The organism is Streptomyces sp. NPDC054783 (assembly GCF_053611725.1).
In genome coordinates, this window is sequence record NZ_JBSHAY010000010.1 from 140723 (window position 1) to 157725 (window position 17003).

Consider the following 17003-nt stretch of genomic DNA (forward strand, 5'->3'; position numbering starts at 1 on the left):
TTGGGTGCGGCCTCCTGGTCCGAGTAGACTGCTGCAGTTGCTCGGCGAGGGAGGCCGTACTCCGTTTCTGACGGGGGTACGGCGGTCCGTTATCGACGCGCTCTTCGTAGCAGGCCGTTCGTGGCCGGGTGACCACGTCCGTTCCGAGTTCTACGAGGAGTGATCATCATGTCCGAGGTGAAGCTCACCGCCGAGACCCGTACCGAGTTCGGCAAGGGTGCCGCGCGCCGCATCCGCCGTGCCAGCAAGGTTCCGGTTGTTCTCTACGGCCACGGCACCGAGCCGGTGCACCTGACCCTGCCGGGTCACGACCTGCTGCTGGCGCTGCGTACGCCGAACGTCCTGATCTCCCTGGACATCGACGGCAAGACCAACGAGCTGGCGATTCCGAAGGCCGTCCAGCGTGACGCGGTCAAGGGCTTCCTGGAGCACGTGGACCTGCTGCTGGTCAAGCGTGGCGAGAAGGTCACGGTCGAGGTCCCGGTGCACGCCGAGGGCGAGCTGGCCGCCGGTGGCAACCTGCTGGAGCACGTCCTGAACGCGCTGCCGGTCGAGGCCGAGGCGACGCACATCCCCGAGGCCGTCACGGTCTCCGTCGAGGGTCTGGAGGCCGGTGCCTCCGTCCTCGCCAAGGACATCACCCTGCCGAGCGGTGTGACCCTGGCCGTGGACGAGGACGCCGTCGTTCTCCAGGTGCTGCAGGCCCAGGTCGAGGTGACCGAGGGCGAGGCCGCCGAGGAGGGCGAGGAGGCGGCGGAGGCCTGAGCCTCGCCGTAGTCGTCAGTTGTTCAGCCGCCGCTTCCCTCGCGGGGAGCGGCGGCTGGCGCGTATCAAGGAGACATGGACGTGACCACTCCCGCCAGCACTGGTCCCTGGCTGATCGTCGGGCTGGGGAATCCCGGGCCGGAGTATGCGATGAACCGGCACAACGTCGGTTTCATGGTGGCGGACCTGCTCGCGGAGCGGATCGGGGGGAAGTTCAAGCGGGCGGGCAAGGCGCAGGCGCAGGTGCTGGAGGGCCGGATCGGTCCGGCGGGGCCGGCGAACCGGCGGGTGATCCTGGCGAAGCCGATGTCGTACATGAACTTGTCCGGTGGTCCGGTGAACGCGCTGAAGGACTTCTACAAGGTGCCGGTGGCGAACGTCGTGGCCGTGCATGACGAGTTGGACATCGACTACGGCACGCTGCGGCTGAAGCTGGGCGGTGGGGACAACGGGCACAACGGTCTGAAGTCGATGACGAAGGCGATGGGTTCGGACTATCACCGGGTGCGGTTCGGGATCGGGCGGCCTCCGGGTCGTATGCAGGTGGCGGACTTCGTGCTGAAGGACTTCTCGTCGGCGGAGCGCAAGGAGCTGGACTACTTCGTGGACCGTGCGGCGGACGCGGTGGAGTGTCTGGTGATCGAGGGGCTGGAGCGGGCGCAGAGCGCGTACAACTCCTGACATGTGCTTGTACGGCGGACAGCGAGGTTGACCGCCCGTACGGGAATGGCCAATGATCCCGGCCATGCCTGCCACAGCCAGCACTGCTCGCCGGGCCTCCGTGACCGCGTTGCGGTTGGGGCGGGTCGCGGCGATGGGTGCGCTCGCCGCGTTGATCCTGTTCGCCGGGGTGTGGGGTTCCTGGGGGACCGCGCAGCACGTGATGCTGTCCAAGGGTCGGGAGCAGGGCACGGTGAGGGTGACGTCCTGTTCGGGCGACGCCTGCAGTGGTCCCTTCACGCCGACGTCGGCGGGGGCGCGGGCGCGCGCGCGTGTGGAGATCGCGCAGCCGGTGGCGGTGCGCAAGGGGCGGACGTACGACGTCGTGCTGAAGCCGGGTACGGCGGACGCGGTGCGCTCGGGTCCGGCGGGGATCCTGTACTCCTGGGTGCCGTTGGGCGGGGCGTTGCTGCTGGCCTCGGTGGTGGTGGCGGGCGGGATGCGGCTGTCGCGGGTGGCGTGGGTGCTGGCGGGGTGCGGGGTGGCCTTGCTGACGGGGGCTTTTCTTGCGGTGTCCGCCGGTTCGTGACTCCGCGCGCCGGTCGTGGCGCGCAGGTGTTGTCTCTTCGTGATTGACCCTGGGTCAGCGGGGGCTGGAAGCTGGGGCGCCCCCTCCACATCTTTCCCGTAGGCCACTCGAAGATGGGCCAGCCCCATGCGTACCCTCATCCGTGCCGGCGCGGTGTCCGCCGGTGTGTCGGCAGCGCTGTTTCTCGCGCCCGCGGCGCACGCCGCTCCGCCCGGTGACAACGGCGATGTGAAGATCCACAAGTCCACGACGGACGAGTTCGACGAGCGCAATCAGCCGCATGTGTGCTCGTTCTACCTCGACGCCTTCCACTTCGACGGCGGCCAGCAGGTCGACTGGCGCATCGAGGTGTGGGCCCCGACCGGTGGGACGAAGGGCACGACGGTGAAGTCGGGTGCCCTGTCCCTGGACGCCGACGGCCACGGCCGCACGTCGGACATGACGCTGTCGGACGGGCACTACAAGCTGTTCTGGAACTTCGCCGGCGAGAAGGGCGCGGCCAAGCACAAGGTGTTCTGGACGGACTGCCGGGCCTCCGGCGGCGGTGGCGGTACGCCGTCGTCGGGTCCGTCGTCCGGTGCGACGTCGAGCGCGTCCCCGGCGCCGTCCTCGTCCCCGTCCTCGTCCGTGTCGCCGTCCTCGTCGGCCCCGGGTTCGGCGTCCTCGTCCTCCCCGGCTCCGTCGTCCTCGCCGTCCGCGCAGGGCGGTGGCGGTCTCGCCGAGACCGGCAACGGTGTTCCGGTGGGTGCGCTGTCGGGTGTCGCGGCCGTGCTGGTGGGCGCGGGCGGCTACCTGGTGGTGCGGCGCCGGAAGGCGCGCGGCTGACCTGAGCCACGTACAAGGGTGCCCCCGGGGTCGTACGACCCCGGGGGCACCCTTTTGTGCGGGGTGGCCGTCAGCCGGTGTTGCGCAGGCCCGCTGCCACGCCGTTGACGGTCAGGAGCAGGGCGCGGGAGAGCAGCGGGTCGGGGGTGAGACCGGCCGCGGCGGCGTCGCGCTGGCGCTTGAGCAGGGTGACCTGGAGGTAGGAGATGGGGTCCAGGTAGGCGTCGCGGATGGCGAAGGTCTGCCTGAGGACGGGCTGGGCGTCCAGCAGTTCCTGCTCGCCGGTGATCCGCAGGACCTCGCGGACGGTCAGCTCGTGTTCGGCCTTGATGGTGTCGAAGACGTGCTTGAGGTCGTCGGGGACGAGGGTGTCGACGTAGTGCTGGGCGATGCGCAGGTCGGTCTTGGCCAGGGTCATCTCGACGTTGGAGACGAAGTTCTGGAAGAAGTGCCACTGCTGGTACATCTCGTCGAGGACGGTGTCACCTTCCTGCCGCAGGCCTGCCTCGCGCAGCGCCTTGAGGCCGGAGCCGACGCCGAACCAGCCGGGGACGATCTGCCGGGACTGGGTCCAGCCGAACACCCAGGGGATGGCGCGCAGGCCGTCGAGGCCGGCGCCGGAGTCGGGGCGCCGGGAGGGCCGGGATCCCAGGTGCAGCTCGGCGAGCTGGTCCACCGGGGTGGCGGCGAAGAAGTACGCCGGCAGGTCGGGGTCCTCGACGAGCCTGCGGTAGGCGGCGTGGGCGGCGTCCGAGACGACGTCCATGGCGGCGTCCCAGCGGGCGAGGGCCTCGTCGGACTGGCGGGGGGCGGTGTGCAGGGCGGAGGCCTGCAGGGTGGCGGCGACGGTCAGTTCCAGGTTCTCCCGGGCCAGGGAGGGGATGAGGTACTTGTCGGAGATGACCTCGCCCTGCTCGGTGACCTTGATCTCGCCCTCCAGGGTGCCCCAGGGCTGGGCGAGGATGGCGTCGTGGGAGGGGCCGCCGCCGCGGCCGACGGTGCCGCCGCGGCCGTGGAAGAGCCGGAGGCGTACGCCGTAGCGGTGGGCGACGTCGCGCAGGCGCCGCTGCGCCCGGTGGATCTCCCACTGGCTGGTGGTGATGCCGCCGAACTTGGAGGAGTCGGAGTAGCCGAGCATGACCTCCTGGACGTCGCCGCGCAGCGCGACCAGGCGCCGGTAGGACGGGTCGGAGAGCATGTCCTCGAGGATGGTGTCGGCGGCCTTGAGCTCGTCGGTGGTCTCCAGCAGGGGGACGATGCCGATCTTCGCCCAGCCGGCGTGGAGGTCGATCAGGCCGGCCTCGCGGGCGAGGACGGCGGCGGCGAAGACGTCGTCGGCGCCCTGGCACATGGAGATGATGTAGGACTCGACGACCTCGGGGCCGAAGACCTCCAGGGCCTTCTTGACGGTCCCGAACACGCCGAGGGTCTTCTGGCCGGCCGCGTCGACGGGCGCCGGGGTGGGCGCCAGCGGCCTGCGCGAGCGCAGCTCCTTGGCGAGGAGCTTGGCCCGGTACTCGCGGGGCATGTCGGCGTAGCGCCAGGACTCCTCGCCGAGGCGGTCGAAGAGCTGGCCGAGGGCGTGGTGGTGGGCGTCGGCGTGTTCGCGGACGTCCATGGTGGCCAGCTGGAGGCCGAAGGCGGCCAGGGTGCGGATGGTGCGGGCCAGGCGGCCGTCGGCGAGGAGGCCGCCGCGGTGCTCGCGCAGCGAGGCCTGGATGAGCCGGAGGTCGGTGAGCATCTCGCTGGTGCCGAGGTAGTCGCGGCCCGACTCGTGCGGGGTGCCCTTGGCGAGGCGCTGCTTGGTGTTCTGCAGCTTCTGCCGGATGCAGGTGGCCTTGAGCCGGTAGGGCTCCTCGGCGTTGAGGCGCTTGTAGCGGGGGCTGATCTCGGGGAGGGTCTCCAGGTCCTGCTTGAGGGATTCCAGGAGCTCTTCGGTGGCGCCGGTGTAGCGGATGGAGTTGGAGAGCAGTCCGCGCAGCTCGTCGATCATCTCCAGGGCGTCGTTGATGCCGTGCTCGTGCTGGAGGATGAGGACGTCCCAGGTGACCTGGGGGGTGACGTTGGGGTTGCCGTCGCGGTCGCCGCCGATCCAGGTGCCGAAGGTGAGCGGGCGGGTGTCGTCGGGAAGCTTGACGCCGACCCGCTCCAGCTCCGCGGTGAGGTCCTCCAGGACGTCTCCCACCGCGCCGGCGTGCAGCTCGTCGAGGTAGTAGATGGCGTTGCGGGCCTCGTCGGCGGGCTCGGGGCGTACGACGCGCAGTTCGTCGGTCTGCCACACCAGGTCGATGTTCTCGGCGAGGCGGACGTCGAGGCGGCGGCGGTCGGAGCCCTGGACGGGGGTCTCCAGGAGCGCGGCGATGCGCCGGAGCTTGTTCAGCACCGAGCGGCGCGCGGCCTCGGTGGGGTGTGCGGTGAACACCGGGCGGACGTTCAGGTGCTGGACGGTCTGCTTGAGGTGTCCGGGGTCGGCGTCCTTGAGCCGGTCGGCGGTGCGGGCGAGGAGGCCGCCCTCGGCGGCGCGCCGGGCCCGCAGTTCGCGGCCGCGGTGCACCTGCTCGGTGACGTTGGCGAGGTGGAAGTAGGTGGAGAAGGCGCGGACCAGCTTGGCCGCGGTCTCCAGTTCGGTGCCGCGCAGCAGCTCGGCGGCGGCCTCGCCGTCCTCGCGGGTGAGGCGGCGGACCTTCTCGACCAGGTCGAGGAGCTCGGGGCCTTCCTGCCGTACGAGGGTCTCGCCCAGGAGATCACCCAGCCGGCGGATGTCGGCGCGCAGCTCGCTGCTGGTCGTGGTGGTCTGGTCGTCGGCACTGCTCACAGGTGCGGCTCCTTGCAGTGTGGAAGCTCGTCTGGGAGGGGAACCCGGCCGGCTGCCGCGCGGCGGGCGCCGCATACGGGCCGGAGCGTCCGGGAAGGAAACTTCAGCGGACCGCGCTGTCCGACCGAGTTCAAGGATAGGTGTCGATGGGGACGCGCAGGCTCTGGGGCTCTTGCCGCCGCTCGACACGCTGCCATACTTACGTCGCCGTAGGTTACGGAACCGTAGGGAACCGCCGTCGCCTCCCGTCCGGTCCCGGCGGCCCGGCACCTGCCTCGACCCTCGACCCTCGACCCCACAGGGGACGCGCATGACCTCAAGTTCCGATGTGATCGAAGAAACCCGTACGGCCGACGACAGTTCGATCCCGTCCGCCACGCTGGGTGGCGAGCAGAAGCGTTCGATCGAGCAGATCACGCTGCTTTTGTTCATCACCGTGCCGTTCCTGGCGCTCGTGGCGGCGGTGCCGCTGGCCTGGGGCTGGGGGGTGAGCTGGCTCGATCTGGGCCTGCTGGTGTTCTTCTACTTCCTGGGGTGCCACGGCATCACGATCGGCTTCCACCGGTACTTCACCCACGGTTCGTTCAAGGCCAGGCGGCCCCTGCGGATCGCGCTGGCGATCATGGGCTCGCTGGCCGTCGAGGGGCCCCTGGTGCGCTGGGTGGCCGATCACCGCAAGCACCACAGGTTCTCCGACGCGGAGGGCGACCCGCACTCTCCGTGGCGGTTCGGCGAGAGCGTTCCGGCGCTGATGAAGGGCCTGTGGTGGGCTCACATCGGCTGGATGTTCGACGAGGAGCAGACCCCGCAGGACAAGTACGCGCCGGATCTGATCAAGGACCCGGCGATCCGGGCGATCTCCCGGCAGTTCGTGTACTGGACGGGTGTCTCCCTGCTCCTGCCGCCGCTGATCGGCGGGCTGGTGACGATGTCCTGGTGGGGCGCGTTCACCGCGTTCTTCTGGGGTTCACTCGTACGAGTGGCGTTGCTGCACCATGTGACCTGGTCGATCAACTCGATCTGTCACGCGGTGGGCAAGCGGCCGTTCAAATCAAGGGACCGTTCGGGCAACGTGTGGTGGCTGGCGGTGCTGTCGTGCGGTGAGTCCTGGCACAACCTGCACCACGCCGACCCGACCTCGGCGCGGCACGGTGTGATGCGCGGTCAGATCGACTCCTCGGCGCGGATCATCCGCATCTTCGAGCTGCTCGGCTGGGCGTATGACGTGCGCTGGCCGTCACGCTCACGTATCGATTCGCGCCGGAACACCGAGGAAGGCGACTCCGGGCGCCGGAGGGAGAGCGCGAAGGCGGCATGATTGACGCCGTGGCGACCGACTCCAGCAGCACCTCCAGCAACGACAAACAACGGCGGACCCGCCGGACCCGTATGACCGGTGCCGAGCGTCGCCAGCAGCTGCTGGAGATCGGTCGCACCCTCTTCGCCGCGAAGGGTTTCGAGGGCACCTCGGTGGAGGAGATCGCCGCGAAGGCCGGGGTGTCCAAGCCGGTGGTGTACGAGCACTTCGGCGGCAAGGAGGGGCTGTACGCGGTGGTGGTGGACCGCGAGATGCGGCGGCTGCTGGACATGGTGACCGGCTCGCTGACCGCCGGCCACCCCCGTGAGCTGTGCGAGCAGGCCGCCTTCGCGCTCCTGGACTACATCGAGGAGTACACGGACGGCTTCCGCATCCTGGTCCGTGACTCGCCCATCCCCCAGTCCACGGGCTCCTTCGCCTCCCTCATCTCGGACATCGCCACGCAGGTGGAGGACATCCTGGGCCGCGAGTTCAAGTCCCGCGGCTTCGACCCGAAGCTGGCCCCGCTGTACGCGCAGGCGCTGGTCGGCATGGTCGCGCTGACGGGCCAGTGGTGGCTGGACGTACGCCGCCCGAAGAAGGCGGAGGTCGCGGCACATCTGGTGAACCTGGCGTGGCACGGTCTGGACGGGTTGGAGCAGAAGCCGCGGTTGATAGGGCACCGCAAGGCGTAGCCCAGGGGCCGCGCGGTCAGCGGGGCTGGAGGAACTCGAGTCGGTTGCCGACGGGGTCCTGCGAGTAGAAGCGCAGGTGGCCGGGGAGGTTGTCGTCCCAGGTGACCTTCGCTCCCTTCGCGGTGAGCCGGGCGGCGTACGCCTCGATCCGTGTCACCCTGAGCCCGGGGTGGGCCTTCTTCGCGGGCCGGAAGTCTTCCTCGATGCCCAGGTGGAGTTGCACGGCTCCGGCCCGGAACCAGCAGCCGCCGCGCGCCGCGAGCACGGGTGGTTTGGGGATCTCCGTCATGCCGAGGACGTCGGCGTAGTACGCCCGCAGCGCGTCCTCCGACCCGGGCGGGGCCGCCAGCTGCACGTGATCGACCGCGGCGAGCATGCTCAGGCCTCCTTCACGGCGACGGCGAACAGGCGGCGGAAGGGCAGGACCGTGCCGTACGGCGCGCTGGGGTAGGCCTGCCGCAGCAGCTCCCGGTACTCGCCGAGGAAGGCGTCCCGGGCCTCGGGGTCGCCGGCGAGTGCGGTCAGCGCGGGCCGCAGGCCGGTCCCCTTCACCCAGTCCAGAACGGGATCCTCACCCTGCAGGACGTGGAAGTACGTCGTCTGCCACACGTCGGTCGCACAGCCGAGGCGGGCGAGGCGGTCCAGATAGGCGCCGGGGGTGTGCACGGAGTCGGTGCGGCGCAGTACGTCGGCGAGGCGGGACTTCCAGCGGGGCGTGGCGGCCAGGTCGCGCATCAGGGCGTGCAGCGGGGCGTCGATGTTGTCCGGGACCTGGAAGGCGAAGGTGCCACCGGGGCGGAGGCCGGCGATCCAGTCGGCGAAGCGGTCGGCGTGCCCCGGCACCCATTGCAGGGTCGCGTTGGAGACGATCAGGTCGTACGGCTCTCCGGGCGCCCAGGTGCGGGCGTCGGCGTGGGCGAAGTCCAGCCGTCCGCCCCCGGCCGTGGGGCCCTCGTGGTCGGTGTGGGCCTTGTCCAGCATCTCCGGCGAGTTGTCGTAGCCGGTGACGTGCGCGGCGGGCCAGCGTTCGGTGAGCAGCACGGTGACGTTGCCCGGGCCGCAGCCGAGGTCGGCGATGCGGGGCGCCGGCGTGGGCAGGACGGGGACGCGGGCGAGGAGGTCGGCGAAGGGACGGGCCCGGTGACCGGAGTGCCGCAGGTACTGACCGGGGTCCCAGATCGGTGTCGTCATGACCACCACTGTCCCCTCCAGCTTATCTCGATGTCAAGAGACTTGATGTCAAGAGACTTCATGTCGACACAACCACTACACTGATCCCATGGAGGACGAGGTCGATCGGCTGGTCGCAGCGTGGCGCCGGGAACGTCCGGACCTCGACGTGGAGCCGCTGGAAGTGCTCAGCCGGGTGAGCCGACTCGCCCGGCATCTGGACCGTGCGCGCCGGCTCGCCTTCGCCGAGCACCAGCTGGAGCCGTGGGAGTTCGACGTGCTGACCGCGCTCAGGCGCGCGGGCACGCCGTACCAGCTCTCCCCCGGCCAGCTGCTGACGCAGACCCTGGTCACCTCGGGCACGATGACCAACCGGATCGACCGGCTGGCCAAGAAGGGCCTGGTGGAGCGGCTGCCCGACCCGAGCGACCGGCGGGGCGTGCTGGTCCGGCTGACCGACACCGGCCGGGACCGCGCCGACCAGGCGCTGGCCGGGCTGCTGGAGCAGGAGCGGGCGATCCTCGCCGAGCTGTCCCGCGCCCAGCGGGCGGAACTGGCCGGACTCCTACGCCAGTTGACCGCCCCGTTCGACAACATCCCCGGTTAGGTCGGCCGGTCCGACCCCCGCGCGGCGGGCGAGGGCGACGGCGGCCAGCGTCGAGTGGACGCCCAGCTTGCCGAGGACGTTCTGCATATGGGTGCGCACGGTGTGCGGGGAGAGGAACAGCCGCTCGGCCACGGCCTTGCGGCCCAGGCCCGCGACCATGCAGCGCAGCACCTCCCGCTCGCGCGGGGTGAGGGACTCCACCAGCCGCTCGCTCTCGGTACGGTGCCGGCGGGCCGCCGTCAGCTCCCTGAGCACGCCGGTGAGCAGGGCGGGCGGCAGATGGGTCTCGTCGCGCAGCACACCCCGGATCACCGTCAGCAGCCGGGACAGCGAGCAGTCCTTGGCGACCCACCCCGAGGCACCGGCCTGCAGGGCGAGCGCCGCCCGCCGGGGATCGTCCTTCTCGGCGAGTACGACGATCCGTACGGCCGCCTGGGCGCCCCGGACCCCGGCGACCAGCGAGATCCCGTCGACCAGCCCCTCCTCGTTGCCCTCCTGCACCGGCACCGGCAGAGCCGGGCGGGCGCCGGGCACTTGGCCGCCGAGGTCCGCGTCGACCAGCAGCACGTCGAAGCGGCGGCCCTCACCGGCCGCCCGCTCCAGGCAGCGCAGCGCGGCGGGGCCGCTGCCGGCTGCGGAGACGTCGACATCCGGCTCGGCGGCCAGGGCGGCCGCGAGCGACTCGGCGAAGATGCGGTGGTCGTCGACGACCAGGACTCGGATACGAACCACGAAACTCCTCCCGGACCGGGCCTGGCCCTCCGGAGAACGACGACCCGCGGGGGTACGCACACCCACGGAAAGGACACGCGCCGCGCGGCCGCCGCCGACGCGGAAACTGCTACCCCCACCGCGGGTGCCGTACCCGCCTGTCTCGCCCCCTGATCAGCACCGGCCCCCACCGGTGCTGTTCCACAGAGTACGGATGGGAGCACGCAGCGGAAGGAGATTTGCAGAACTGGCCGTCCAGCGTGTTTATCGTGTGCCGCATGTTTCGTATTGAGGCGGAAGTCGACAAAGGCCGACGTGATCTGCTCCGCTCGCGGCTACGGGACACCAACGCGCCCACCGAGACACCGGCCGGGCTAAGGAGGCGGTGGCGGGTAGGGCGGCCGGGGCGGGATCCGGGGCCCGGGCGGCGGCGGTGGCAACGGCGGCTCACCTTCCACCAGTACCGGTCCACCCGCCCGCAACCGCTCGATGGTCCGCTCGGCGCGGCGGCGGGCCCGGGGGTCGTCATCGCACCGGAAGAGCAGCACGAGGCTCCTGCGGCCCTGCTGCACGTCGGCCGACCGGTACCCGAACGGCTCAGACCACCCGCCGTGCCCCCGCCGAAGGCACCGCTTCGAAGACCCGAGGGGTCGTGAACCCGGCTGCGGCGAAGGCCTCTTCGATGGCCTTCGTGAGGGTGTCGACCTCCGTCGCCTCCGTCAGGACGATCGCCGAGCCGCCGAAGCCGCCGCCGGTCATGCGGGCGCCCAGGGCGCCGTTGGCCAGGGCCGTGTCGACGACCAGGTCCAGTTCCGGGCAGGAGATGCGGAAGTCGTCGCGCAGGGAGGCGTGGCCCTCGGTGAGGACCGGGCCGATCGCGCGGGTCTCGCCGGCACGCAGCAGCCCGACCACCCGCTCCACCCGCTCGTCCTCCGTCACCACGTGCCGGACCAGACGGCGTACCTCCTCCTCGTCGCCCAGCCGGGCCAGCGCCGCGTCCAGTTCGGCGTACGGAACGTCCCGCAGGGCGTCCACGCCGAGCAGGGCCGCGCCCTTCTCGCAGCCCGCCCGCCGCTTGCCGTACTCGCCGCCGCTGTGCGCGTGCTTGACCTGGGTGTCGACCACCAGCAGGCGCAGGCCCTCGGCCGCGAGGTCGAAGGGGATCTGCTGCTGGGACAGGTCGCGGGTGTCCAGGAAGAGCGCGTGCCCCTGCTCGCAGCAGGCCGACGCCGTCTGGTCCATGATCCCGGTGGGCGCGCCGACGTAGACGTTCTCGGCGCGCTGGCACAGCCGGGCCAGCTTCCAGCGCGGCAGGTCCAGTTCGTACAGGTCGTTCAGCGCGAGCGCGATCACCACCTCGAGGGCCGCCGAGGAGGACAGGCCTGCGCCGGTCGGGACCGTGGAGGACAGGTGGACGTCCGCGCCCGTCACGCCGTGGCCGGCCTCGCGCAGCGCCCAGACCACGCCCGCCGGGTACGCCGTCCAGTCGTCGTCGCCCTGCGGGGCCAGGGCGTCCAGCCGCAGCTCCTTGACGCCGCCGTCGATGTCCGCCGAGTGCAGGCGCAGGACGCCGTCGGTGCGGCGGGAGACGGCCGCGACCGCCCGGTGCGGCAGCGCGAACGGCATCACGAAGCCGTCGTTGTAGTCGGTGTGCTCACCGATGAGGTTGACCCGGCCGGGTGCCGCCCAGACGCCCTCCGGTGCGGCCCCGTACAGCTCGGCGAAGCGCTCCGCGACCTGCTGTGCCCCCACTAGTGCTCCTTCGTGATGCTCTGCGTGAACTCCCACGCGTCCGCGACGATGCCCGCGAGATCCGCGCGGGTCGGGTTCCAGCCCAGCTTCTCGCGGGCCGTGTCCGCCGAGGCGACCAGGACGGCCGGGTCGCCGCCGCGGCGCGGGGCCACGACCTCGGGGATCGGGTGCCCGGTGACCTGCCGGACGGTCTCGATGACCTGGCGGACGGAGAAGCCCTCGCCGTTGCCGAGGTTGCAGATCAGGTGCTCGCCCGGGGTGGCGGCGGCCAGGGCCAGCAGGTGGGCCTCGGCGAGGTCCGCGACGTGGATGTAGTCGCGGACGCAGGTGCCGTCGGGGGTCGGGTAGTCGTCGCCGTAGACCGAGATCGCCTCGCGGCGGCCCTGGGCGACCTGGAGGACCAGCGGGATGAGGTGGGACTCGGGGTCGTGGCGCTCGCCGTGGGCGCCGTAGGCGCCGGCCACGTTGAAGTAGCGCAGGGAGACCGCGGCCAGGCCGTGGGCGTTCGCCTCGCTGGTGATCATGTGGTCGACGGCCAGCTTGGAGGCGCCGTAGGGGTTGGTCGGCTTCGTCGGGGCGCTCTCCACGATCGGGACCTGCTCCGGCTCGCCGTAGGTCGCCGCCGTGGAGGAGAAGACGAGCTTGCGGACGCCCGCCTCGCGCATCGCGCCGAGCAGCGCCATGGAGCCGGCGACGTTGTTGTCCCAGTACTTCTCCGGCTTCACCACCGACTCGCCGACCTGCGAGGACGCGGCGAAGTGCAGCACGCCGTCGTAGGAGGGGTCGAGCCACTTGGCGGCGTCGCGGATGTCGCCCTCGACGAAGGCCGCCCCGGCGGGCACGCCCGCGCGGAAGCCGGTGGAGAGGTTGTCGAGGACGGTGACCTCGTGGCCGGCCTCCAGCAGATGCTGGGCCACGACACTGCCGACGTAACCCGCGCCACCCGTCACCAGGTACTTCATGAACTCGCTACCTCTCGCAGTCGCTCGGCCGCGCGCTCCGGCGGCACGTCGTTGATGAACACGCTCATGCCGGACTCGGAACCCGCGAGAAACTTCAGCTTGCCGGAAGTGCGGCGGATGGTGAAAAGCTCGAGGTGCAGCGCGAAGTCGTCCCGCGAGACACCGTCGAACTCCTCCAGCGCGCCGAACGGGGCCTGGTGCCAGCCCGCGATGTACGGCGTCGGAGGCTCACCCTCGCCGAAGATCCGGTCGAAGCGCCTCAAGAGTTCCAGATAGACCTGGGGGAATTCTGTGCGCGCCGCCTCGTCCAGGGCGAGCAGATCGGGCACGCGGCGCTTGGGGTACAGGTGGACCTCGTACGGCCAGTGCGCCGCGTACGGCACGAACGCCGCCCAGTGTTCACCCTCAAGGACGACCCGCTCACCGGCGAGTTCGCGCTCCACGACGGCGTCGAAGAGGTTCCCGCCGCCGGTCGCCTCCTTGTGTGCGGCGAGCGAGCGGAGCATGAGCGCGGTGCGCGGGGTGGTGAAGGGGTATGCGTAGATCTGTCCGTGCGGGTGGCCCAGGGTGACACCGATCTCGGCACCGCGGTTCTCGAAGCAGAAGACCTGCTCGACGGAGGACAGATGCGACAGCTCCGACGTACGGTCCGTCCACGCGTCCAGCACCAGGCGCGCCTGCTCGACGGTCAGGTCGGCGAAGGAGGCGTCGTGGTCGGAGGTGAAGCAGACGACCTCGCAGCGGCCGGAGTCGCCGGCGAGGGAGGGGAACCGGTTCTCGAAGACGACGACGTCGTACGAGGAGTCCGGGATCTCGCTCAGCCGGTCGCCCCGCGTGGGGCACAGGGGGCACTCGTCGGCCGGCGGATGGTACGTGCGGCCCTGCCGGTGGGAGGCGACGGCGACGCAGTCGCCGAGCAGCACGTCGGGGCGGATCTCGGACGTCGTATGGGTCCGCTCCAGCGGACGGCGGTCGACGGCGTCCCGCACGGCGTCGTCCCGGAGGTCGTAGTAGATCAGCTCACGACCGTCGGCCAGCCGTGTCGAGGTCTTCTTCAACGCCGGACTCCTCTACGTCCCGCACCCAATCACTCAACACAATCAAACATAACAGACCACAACTCGACAACGCCTAGGACCATCACAATCAAACAAAGAACACCAACATAAGTGTTCAATTCCTGAACGCGGAGGCGTAGGTTCCGCTCTGGATCAGTTCGCGCAACGAAGCGAGTACTCATGCAAACCCCCACAGACAGTCCCCTGTATCTGGCGGCGGGGCTACGGCTCCCCACCAACTGGCTGGACTACACGATCCTGGCGATCTACTTCGTCGTCGTCCTCGGCATCGGCTTCGCGGCCCGCCGGTCGGTGAAGACCAGCCTCGACTTCTTCCTCTCCGGACGCTCGCTGCCCGCCTGGATCACCGGCCTCGCCTTCATCTCGGCGAACCTGGCGGCCACCGAGATCCTGGGCATGGCCGCGAACAGCGCCCAGTACGGCGCCTACACCGTGCACTGGTACTGGATCGGCGCCATCCCCGCCATGGTCTTCCTCGGCCTGGTGATGATGCCGTTCTACTACGGCAGCAAGGTCCGCTCGGTCCCCGAGTTCCTGCTGCTGCGCTTCGACCGGGCCGCCCACCTGCTCAGTTCGATCCTGTTCGCGTTCGCCGCCATCCTGATCGCGGGCGTCAACCTGTACGCCCTCGCGATCGTCGTCGAGGCCCTGCTGGGCTGGCCACAGTGGGTCGCGATCGTGGTGGCCGGCGCCTTCGTCCTCGCGTACATCACCCTCGGCGGCCTGTCCTCGGCGATCTACAACGAGGTCCTCCAGTTCTTCGTGATCCTGGCCGCCCTCATCCCGATCACCGTCCTCGGCCTGAAGAAGGTCGGCGGCTGGGGCGGGCTGACCCACAAGCTCACCGCGACACACGGCGCGGACTTCACCACCGCCTGGGGCGGCACCGGCATCGGCCACGTCAACCCGCTCGGCGCGAACTGGCTGACCATCGTCCTCGGCCTCGGCTTCGTCCTCTCCTTCGGCTACTGGACGACCAACTTCGCCGAGGTGCAGCGCGCCCTGTCCGCGAAGAACCTCTCCGCCGGGCAGCGGACCCCGCTGATCGCCGCCTACCCGAAGATCTTCATCGTCTTCCTGGTGATGATCCCGGGCCTGGTCGCCGCCGCGCTCATCCCGAAGTTCGGCACCGCCGGCTCCGGCTACCAGTACAACGACGCCATCCCCTTCCTGATGCAGGAACTGCTGCCCAACGGTGTGCTCGGCATCGCCGTCACCGGTCTGCTCGCCGCCTTCATGGCCGGCATGGCGGCGAACGTCTCGTCCTTCAACACGGTCTTCACCAACGACATCTGGGCGAAGTACGTGGTGCGCGGCCGCGAGGACGCCTACTACGTCAGGTTCGGCCGTCTGATCACCGTGATCGGCGTCCTCGCCTCCATCGGCACGGCGTTCCTGGCGTCCTCGTTCTCGAACATCATGAGCTACCTGCAGACGCTGTTCTCCTTCTTCAACGTGCCCATGTTCGTCGTGTTCATCGTCGGCATGTTCTGGAAGCGCGCGTCCGCCAAGTCCGGCTTCTGGGGTCTGCTCGCGGGCACCGTGACCGCGATGATCAACTACTTCGTGTTCTACAAGAAGGGGATCATCTCCATCCCCTCCGACCAGGGCGCCAACTTCGTCTCCGCGATCGCGGGCTTCGTCGCCGGCGCGGTCGTGATGGTCGCGGTGTCCCTGTTCACCAGGCCGAAGCCGGCGGAGGAACTGCAGGGGCTGGTCTACGGCACCCGCTCCCCCGGCATGTCCGAACCGCCCGCGCCCGGCGACGAGGCCTGGTACCGCAGGCCGGCCCTGCTCGGCTGGGGCGCGGTCGTGCTGGCCGCCGCCTGCTACGTCCCGTTCTCGTTCTGACGCGGGAGGATCGAGGAAACCATGAGCGACAACGCGCACTCCGACCGCCGCCACGAGCCCTTCCACTACAGCGAGGAGGACGTCCAGCGGGAGGTCACCGAACTGGAGGGCAAGTCCGCCACCGCGGCCCGCATCTTCGACCTGCGCCGCATCATCGGCGGCCTGTTCGTGGTGTACGGCGTCATCGTCACGATCACCGGCATCACCGACTCCCAGTCCGCCATCGACAAGGCCCAGGGCGTCAACATCAACCTCTGGACCGGGATCGGCATGCTCCTGCTGGGCATCTTCTTCCTGGCCTGGCTGAAGCTCCGCCCGACGCCTCCGCCGCCTCCTCCGGTGGGAGTGCCGGAGGAGAAGCAGGGGGACTGAAGCTCCGTTCCGTCCGTGGGTGCGCGGGGGCTGGTCGCGCCCACGCGGCGGGGCCGCATGTCGATACGGCCCCGCGCCCCTTCCGGGTGCCTACCCGAGGTCGGAGCCCAGCGGCCCCGCCCGGTCCAGCAACCCCGTCCGCGCGGCCAGTGCCGCCGCCTCCAGGCGCGAGCCCACCCCCAGCTTCATCAACACCCGCTGGACATGGGTACGGGCCGTGCTCGGTGCGATTCCCATCCCCGCCGCGATCAGCCGGGTGTCCTCCCCATCGGCCACCCTGACCAGCACCTCCACCTCCCGCGGCGTCAGCATCGACAGCAACCGCTGCGCCTCGTCGTCGGGCTGAGCGGCGGGATTGAGCAGTTCCCCGAACGCCCCCTGCAGCAACTGCGGCGCCACCGCGGCCTCACCCGCCCGCGCCTTCATGATCGCCCGCTCGACGCCCTCGATCCGCTCGTCGTGCCGTACGTACCCCGACGCCCCGGCCGCGAAGGCCGCCGCGATGCCGCGCGGCGAGGGCACCGGGCCGAGCACCAGGACCGCCACCTGCGGCCGCTCCCGTTTGATCTTCGCCACCGGGTCGAAGACACCCGGTTCCGCCGGCGCCGCCGTACCCAGCAGGCACACCTCCGGCGCCCGCGCGATCACCAGGTCCGCCGCGCCCGCGGCCGGCGCCGCCGCGGCCAGCACCCGGTGGCCGCGCAGCTTGAGCGCCGACGCGAGCGCCTCCGCGAGCAGGCGATGGTCGTCGACGACCATGAGCCGCACTCCCATAGAGCAACCCCCCAGTCCCCCCCCATGGATGCCCCACTATGGACGCCCACCGGTCCGCAAGGACAGAGGGCCCCCCGGC

General features: G+C 70.5%; 17 protein-coding genes. 9 read left to right on the forward strand and 8 right to left on the reverse strand.

Going from position 1 to position 17003, the window contains the following annotated elements; all coding sequences use genetic code 11:
* Positions 1–168: 168 nt before the first annotated feature.
* From ACWGJ5_RS19690 to ACWGJ5_RS19705, 4 genes are all read left to right on the forward strand, one after another.
* The gene (locus ACWGJ5_RS19690) at positions 169–765 is read left to right on the forward strand and encodes a 50S ribosomal protein L25/general stress protein Ctc (protein WP_453310936.1); all 597 of its coding nucleotides are present in this window, start codon (positions 169–171) and stop codon (positions 763–765) included.
* A gap of 75 nt (positions 766–840) precedes the next feature.
* Positions 841–1446: an aminoacyl-tRNA hydrolase gene (pth, locus tag ACWGJ5_RS19695; protein ID WP_453310937.1), complete on the forward strand. Its 606-nt coding sequence runs from the start codon at positions 841–843 to the stop codon at positions 1444–1446.
* 52 nt (positions 1447–1498) lie between these two features.
* Positions 1499–2014 (forward strand): hypothetical protein, encoded by a 516-nt coding sequence (locus ACWGJ5_RS19700; protein WP_453310938.1) that lies wholly within the window; start codon positions 1499–1501, stop codon positions 2012–2014.
* 126 nt (positions 2015–2140) lie between these two features.
* Positions 2141–2839 carry an LPXTG cell wall anchor domain-containing protein gene (locus tag ACWGJ5_RS19705; RefSeq protein ID WP_453310939.1) on the forward strand — a complete coding sequence of 233 codons (699 nt, stop codon included), beginning with the start codon at positions 2141–2143 and terminating at the stop codon, positions 2837–2839.
* A gap of 70 nt (positions 2840–2909) precedes the next feature.
* Here the strand turns inward: ACWGJ5_RS19705 and ppc are convergent, their stop codons facing one another.
* Positions 2910–5654, reverse strand: coding sequence for a phosphoenolpyruvate carboxylase (ppc, locus tag ACWGJ5_RS19710; protein WP_453310940.1), 2745 nt, complete (start codon positions 5652–5654; stop codon positions 2910–2912).
* Between the two features lie 310 nt (positions 5655–5964).
* On the opposite strand from ppc, the gene ACWGJ5_RS19715 reads away from it, so the two are divergent.
* Together ACWGJ5_RS19715 and ACWGJ5_RS19720 are read left to right on the forward strand one after the other, a co-directional pair.
* Entirely contained in the window at positions 5965–6972 is a 1008-nt protein-coding gene (locus ACWGJ5_RS19715; protein WP_453310941.1) for an acyl-CoA desaturase, read from the forward strand.
* Positions 6969–7646 (forward strand): TetR/AcrR family transcriptional regulator, encoded by a 678-nt coding sequence (locus ACWGJ5_RS19720; RefSeq protein WP_067121286.1) that lies wholly within the window; start codon positions 6969–6971, stop codon positions 7644–7646. The genes ACWGJ5_RS19715 and ACWGJ5_RS19720 overlap by 4 nt, the downstream gene beginning before the upstream one ends.
* A 16-nt stretch (positions 7647–7662) precedes the next feature.
* Here the strand turns inward: ACWGJ5_RS19720 and ACWGJ5_RS19725 are convergent, their stop codons facing one another.
* Together ACWGJ5_RS19725 and ACWGJ5_RS19730 are read right to left on the reverse strand one after the other, a co-directional pair.
* Positions 7663–8022, reverse strand: coding sequence for a VOC family protein (locus ACWGJ5_RS19725; RefSeq protein WP_453310942.1), 360 nt, complete (start codon positions 8020–8022; stop codon positions 7663–7665).
* A gap of 2 nt (positions 8023–8024) precedes the next feature.
* Complete coding sequence (locus tag ACWGJ5_RS19730) at positions 8025–8837, reverse strand: trans-aconitate 2-methyltransferase (protein ID WP_453310943.1); 813 nt, start codon at positions 8835–8837, stop codon at positions 8025–8027.
* Between the two features lie 88 nt (positions 8838–8925).
* Between ACWGJ5_RS19730 and tamR the strand changes: the two genes are divergently transcribed.
* The gene (tamR, locus tag ACWGJ5_RS19735; RefSeq protein ID WP_069780386.1) at positions 8926–9423 is read left to right on the forward strand and encodes a MarR family transcriptional regulator TamR; all 498 of its coding nucleotides are present in this window, start codon (positions 8926–8928) and stop codon (positions 9421–9423) included.
* Here tamR and ACWGJ5_RS19740 read toward each other — a convergent pair.
* From ACWGJ5_RS19740 to galT, 4 genes are all read right to left on the reverse strand, one after another.
* Positions 9382–10155, reverse strand: a complete 774-nt coding sequence (locus ACWGJ5_RS19740) for a LuxR C-terminal-related transcriptional regulator (RefSeq protein WP_453310944.1) — start codon at positions 10153–10155, stop codon at positions 9382–9384. The genes tamR and ACWGJ5_RS19740 overlap by 42 nt on opposite strands.
* A gap of 576 nt (positions 10156–10731) precedes the next feature.
* On the reverse strand, positions 10732–11886 hold the full coding sequence (galK, locus tag ACWGJ5_RS19745) for a galactokinase (protein ID WP_453310945.1): 1155 nt from the start codon (positions 11884–11886) through the stop codon (positions 10732–10734).
* The gene (gene galE / locus ACWGJ5_RS19750; RefSeq protein ID WP_453310946.1) at positions 11886–12848 is read right to left on the reverse strand and encodes a UDP-glucose 4-epimerase GalE; all 963 of its coding nucleotides are present in this window, start codon (positions 12846–12848) and stop codon (positions 11886–11888) included. The genes galK and galE overlap by 1 nt, the downstream gene beginning before the upstream one ends.
* Complete coding sequence (gene galT, locus ACWGJ5_RS19755; protein WP_453310947.1) at positions 12845–13906, reverse strand: galactose-1-phosphate uridylyltransferase; 1062 nt, start codon at positions 13904–13906, stop codon at positions 12845–12847. The genes galE and galT overlap by 4 nt, the downstream gene beginning before the upstream one ends.
* Positions 13907–14086: 180 nt before the next feature.
* On the opposite strand from galT, the gene ACWGJ5_RS19760 reads away from it, so the two are divergent.
* Together ACWGJ5_RS19760 and ACWGJ5_RS19765 are read left to right on the forward strand one after the other, a co-directional pair.
* Positions 14087–15778: a sodium:solute symporter family protein gene (locus ACWGJ5_RS19760; RefSeq protein WP_453310948.1), complete on the forward strand. Its 1692-nt coding sequence runs from the start codon at positions 14087–14089 to the stop codon at positions 15776–15778.
* Positions 15779–15799: 21 nt separating this feature from the next.
* Positions 15800–16150, forward strand: coding sequence for a hypothetical protein (locus ACWGJ5_RS19765; protein ID WP_453310949.1), 351 nt, complete (start codon positions 15800–15802; stop codon positions 16148–16150).
* 90 nt (positions 16151–16240) lie between these two features.
* On the opposite strand, the gene ACWGJ5_RS19770 is transcribed toward ACWGJ5_RS19765, so the two are convergent.
* Positions 16241–16924: a helix-turn-helix transcriptional regulator gene (locus tag ACWGJ5_RS19770; RefSeq protein WP_453310950.1), complete on the reverse strand. Its 684-nt coding sequence runs from the start codon at positions 16922–16924 to the stop codon at positions 16241–16243.
* Positions 16925–17003: the final 79 nt, after the last annotated feature.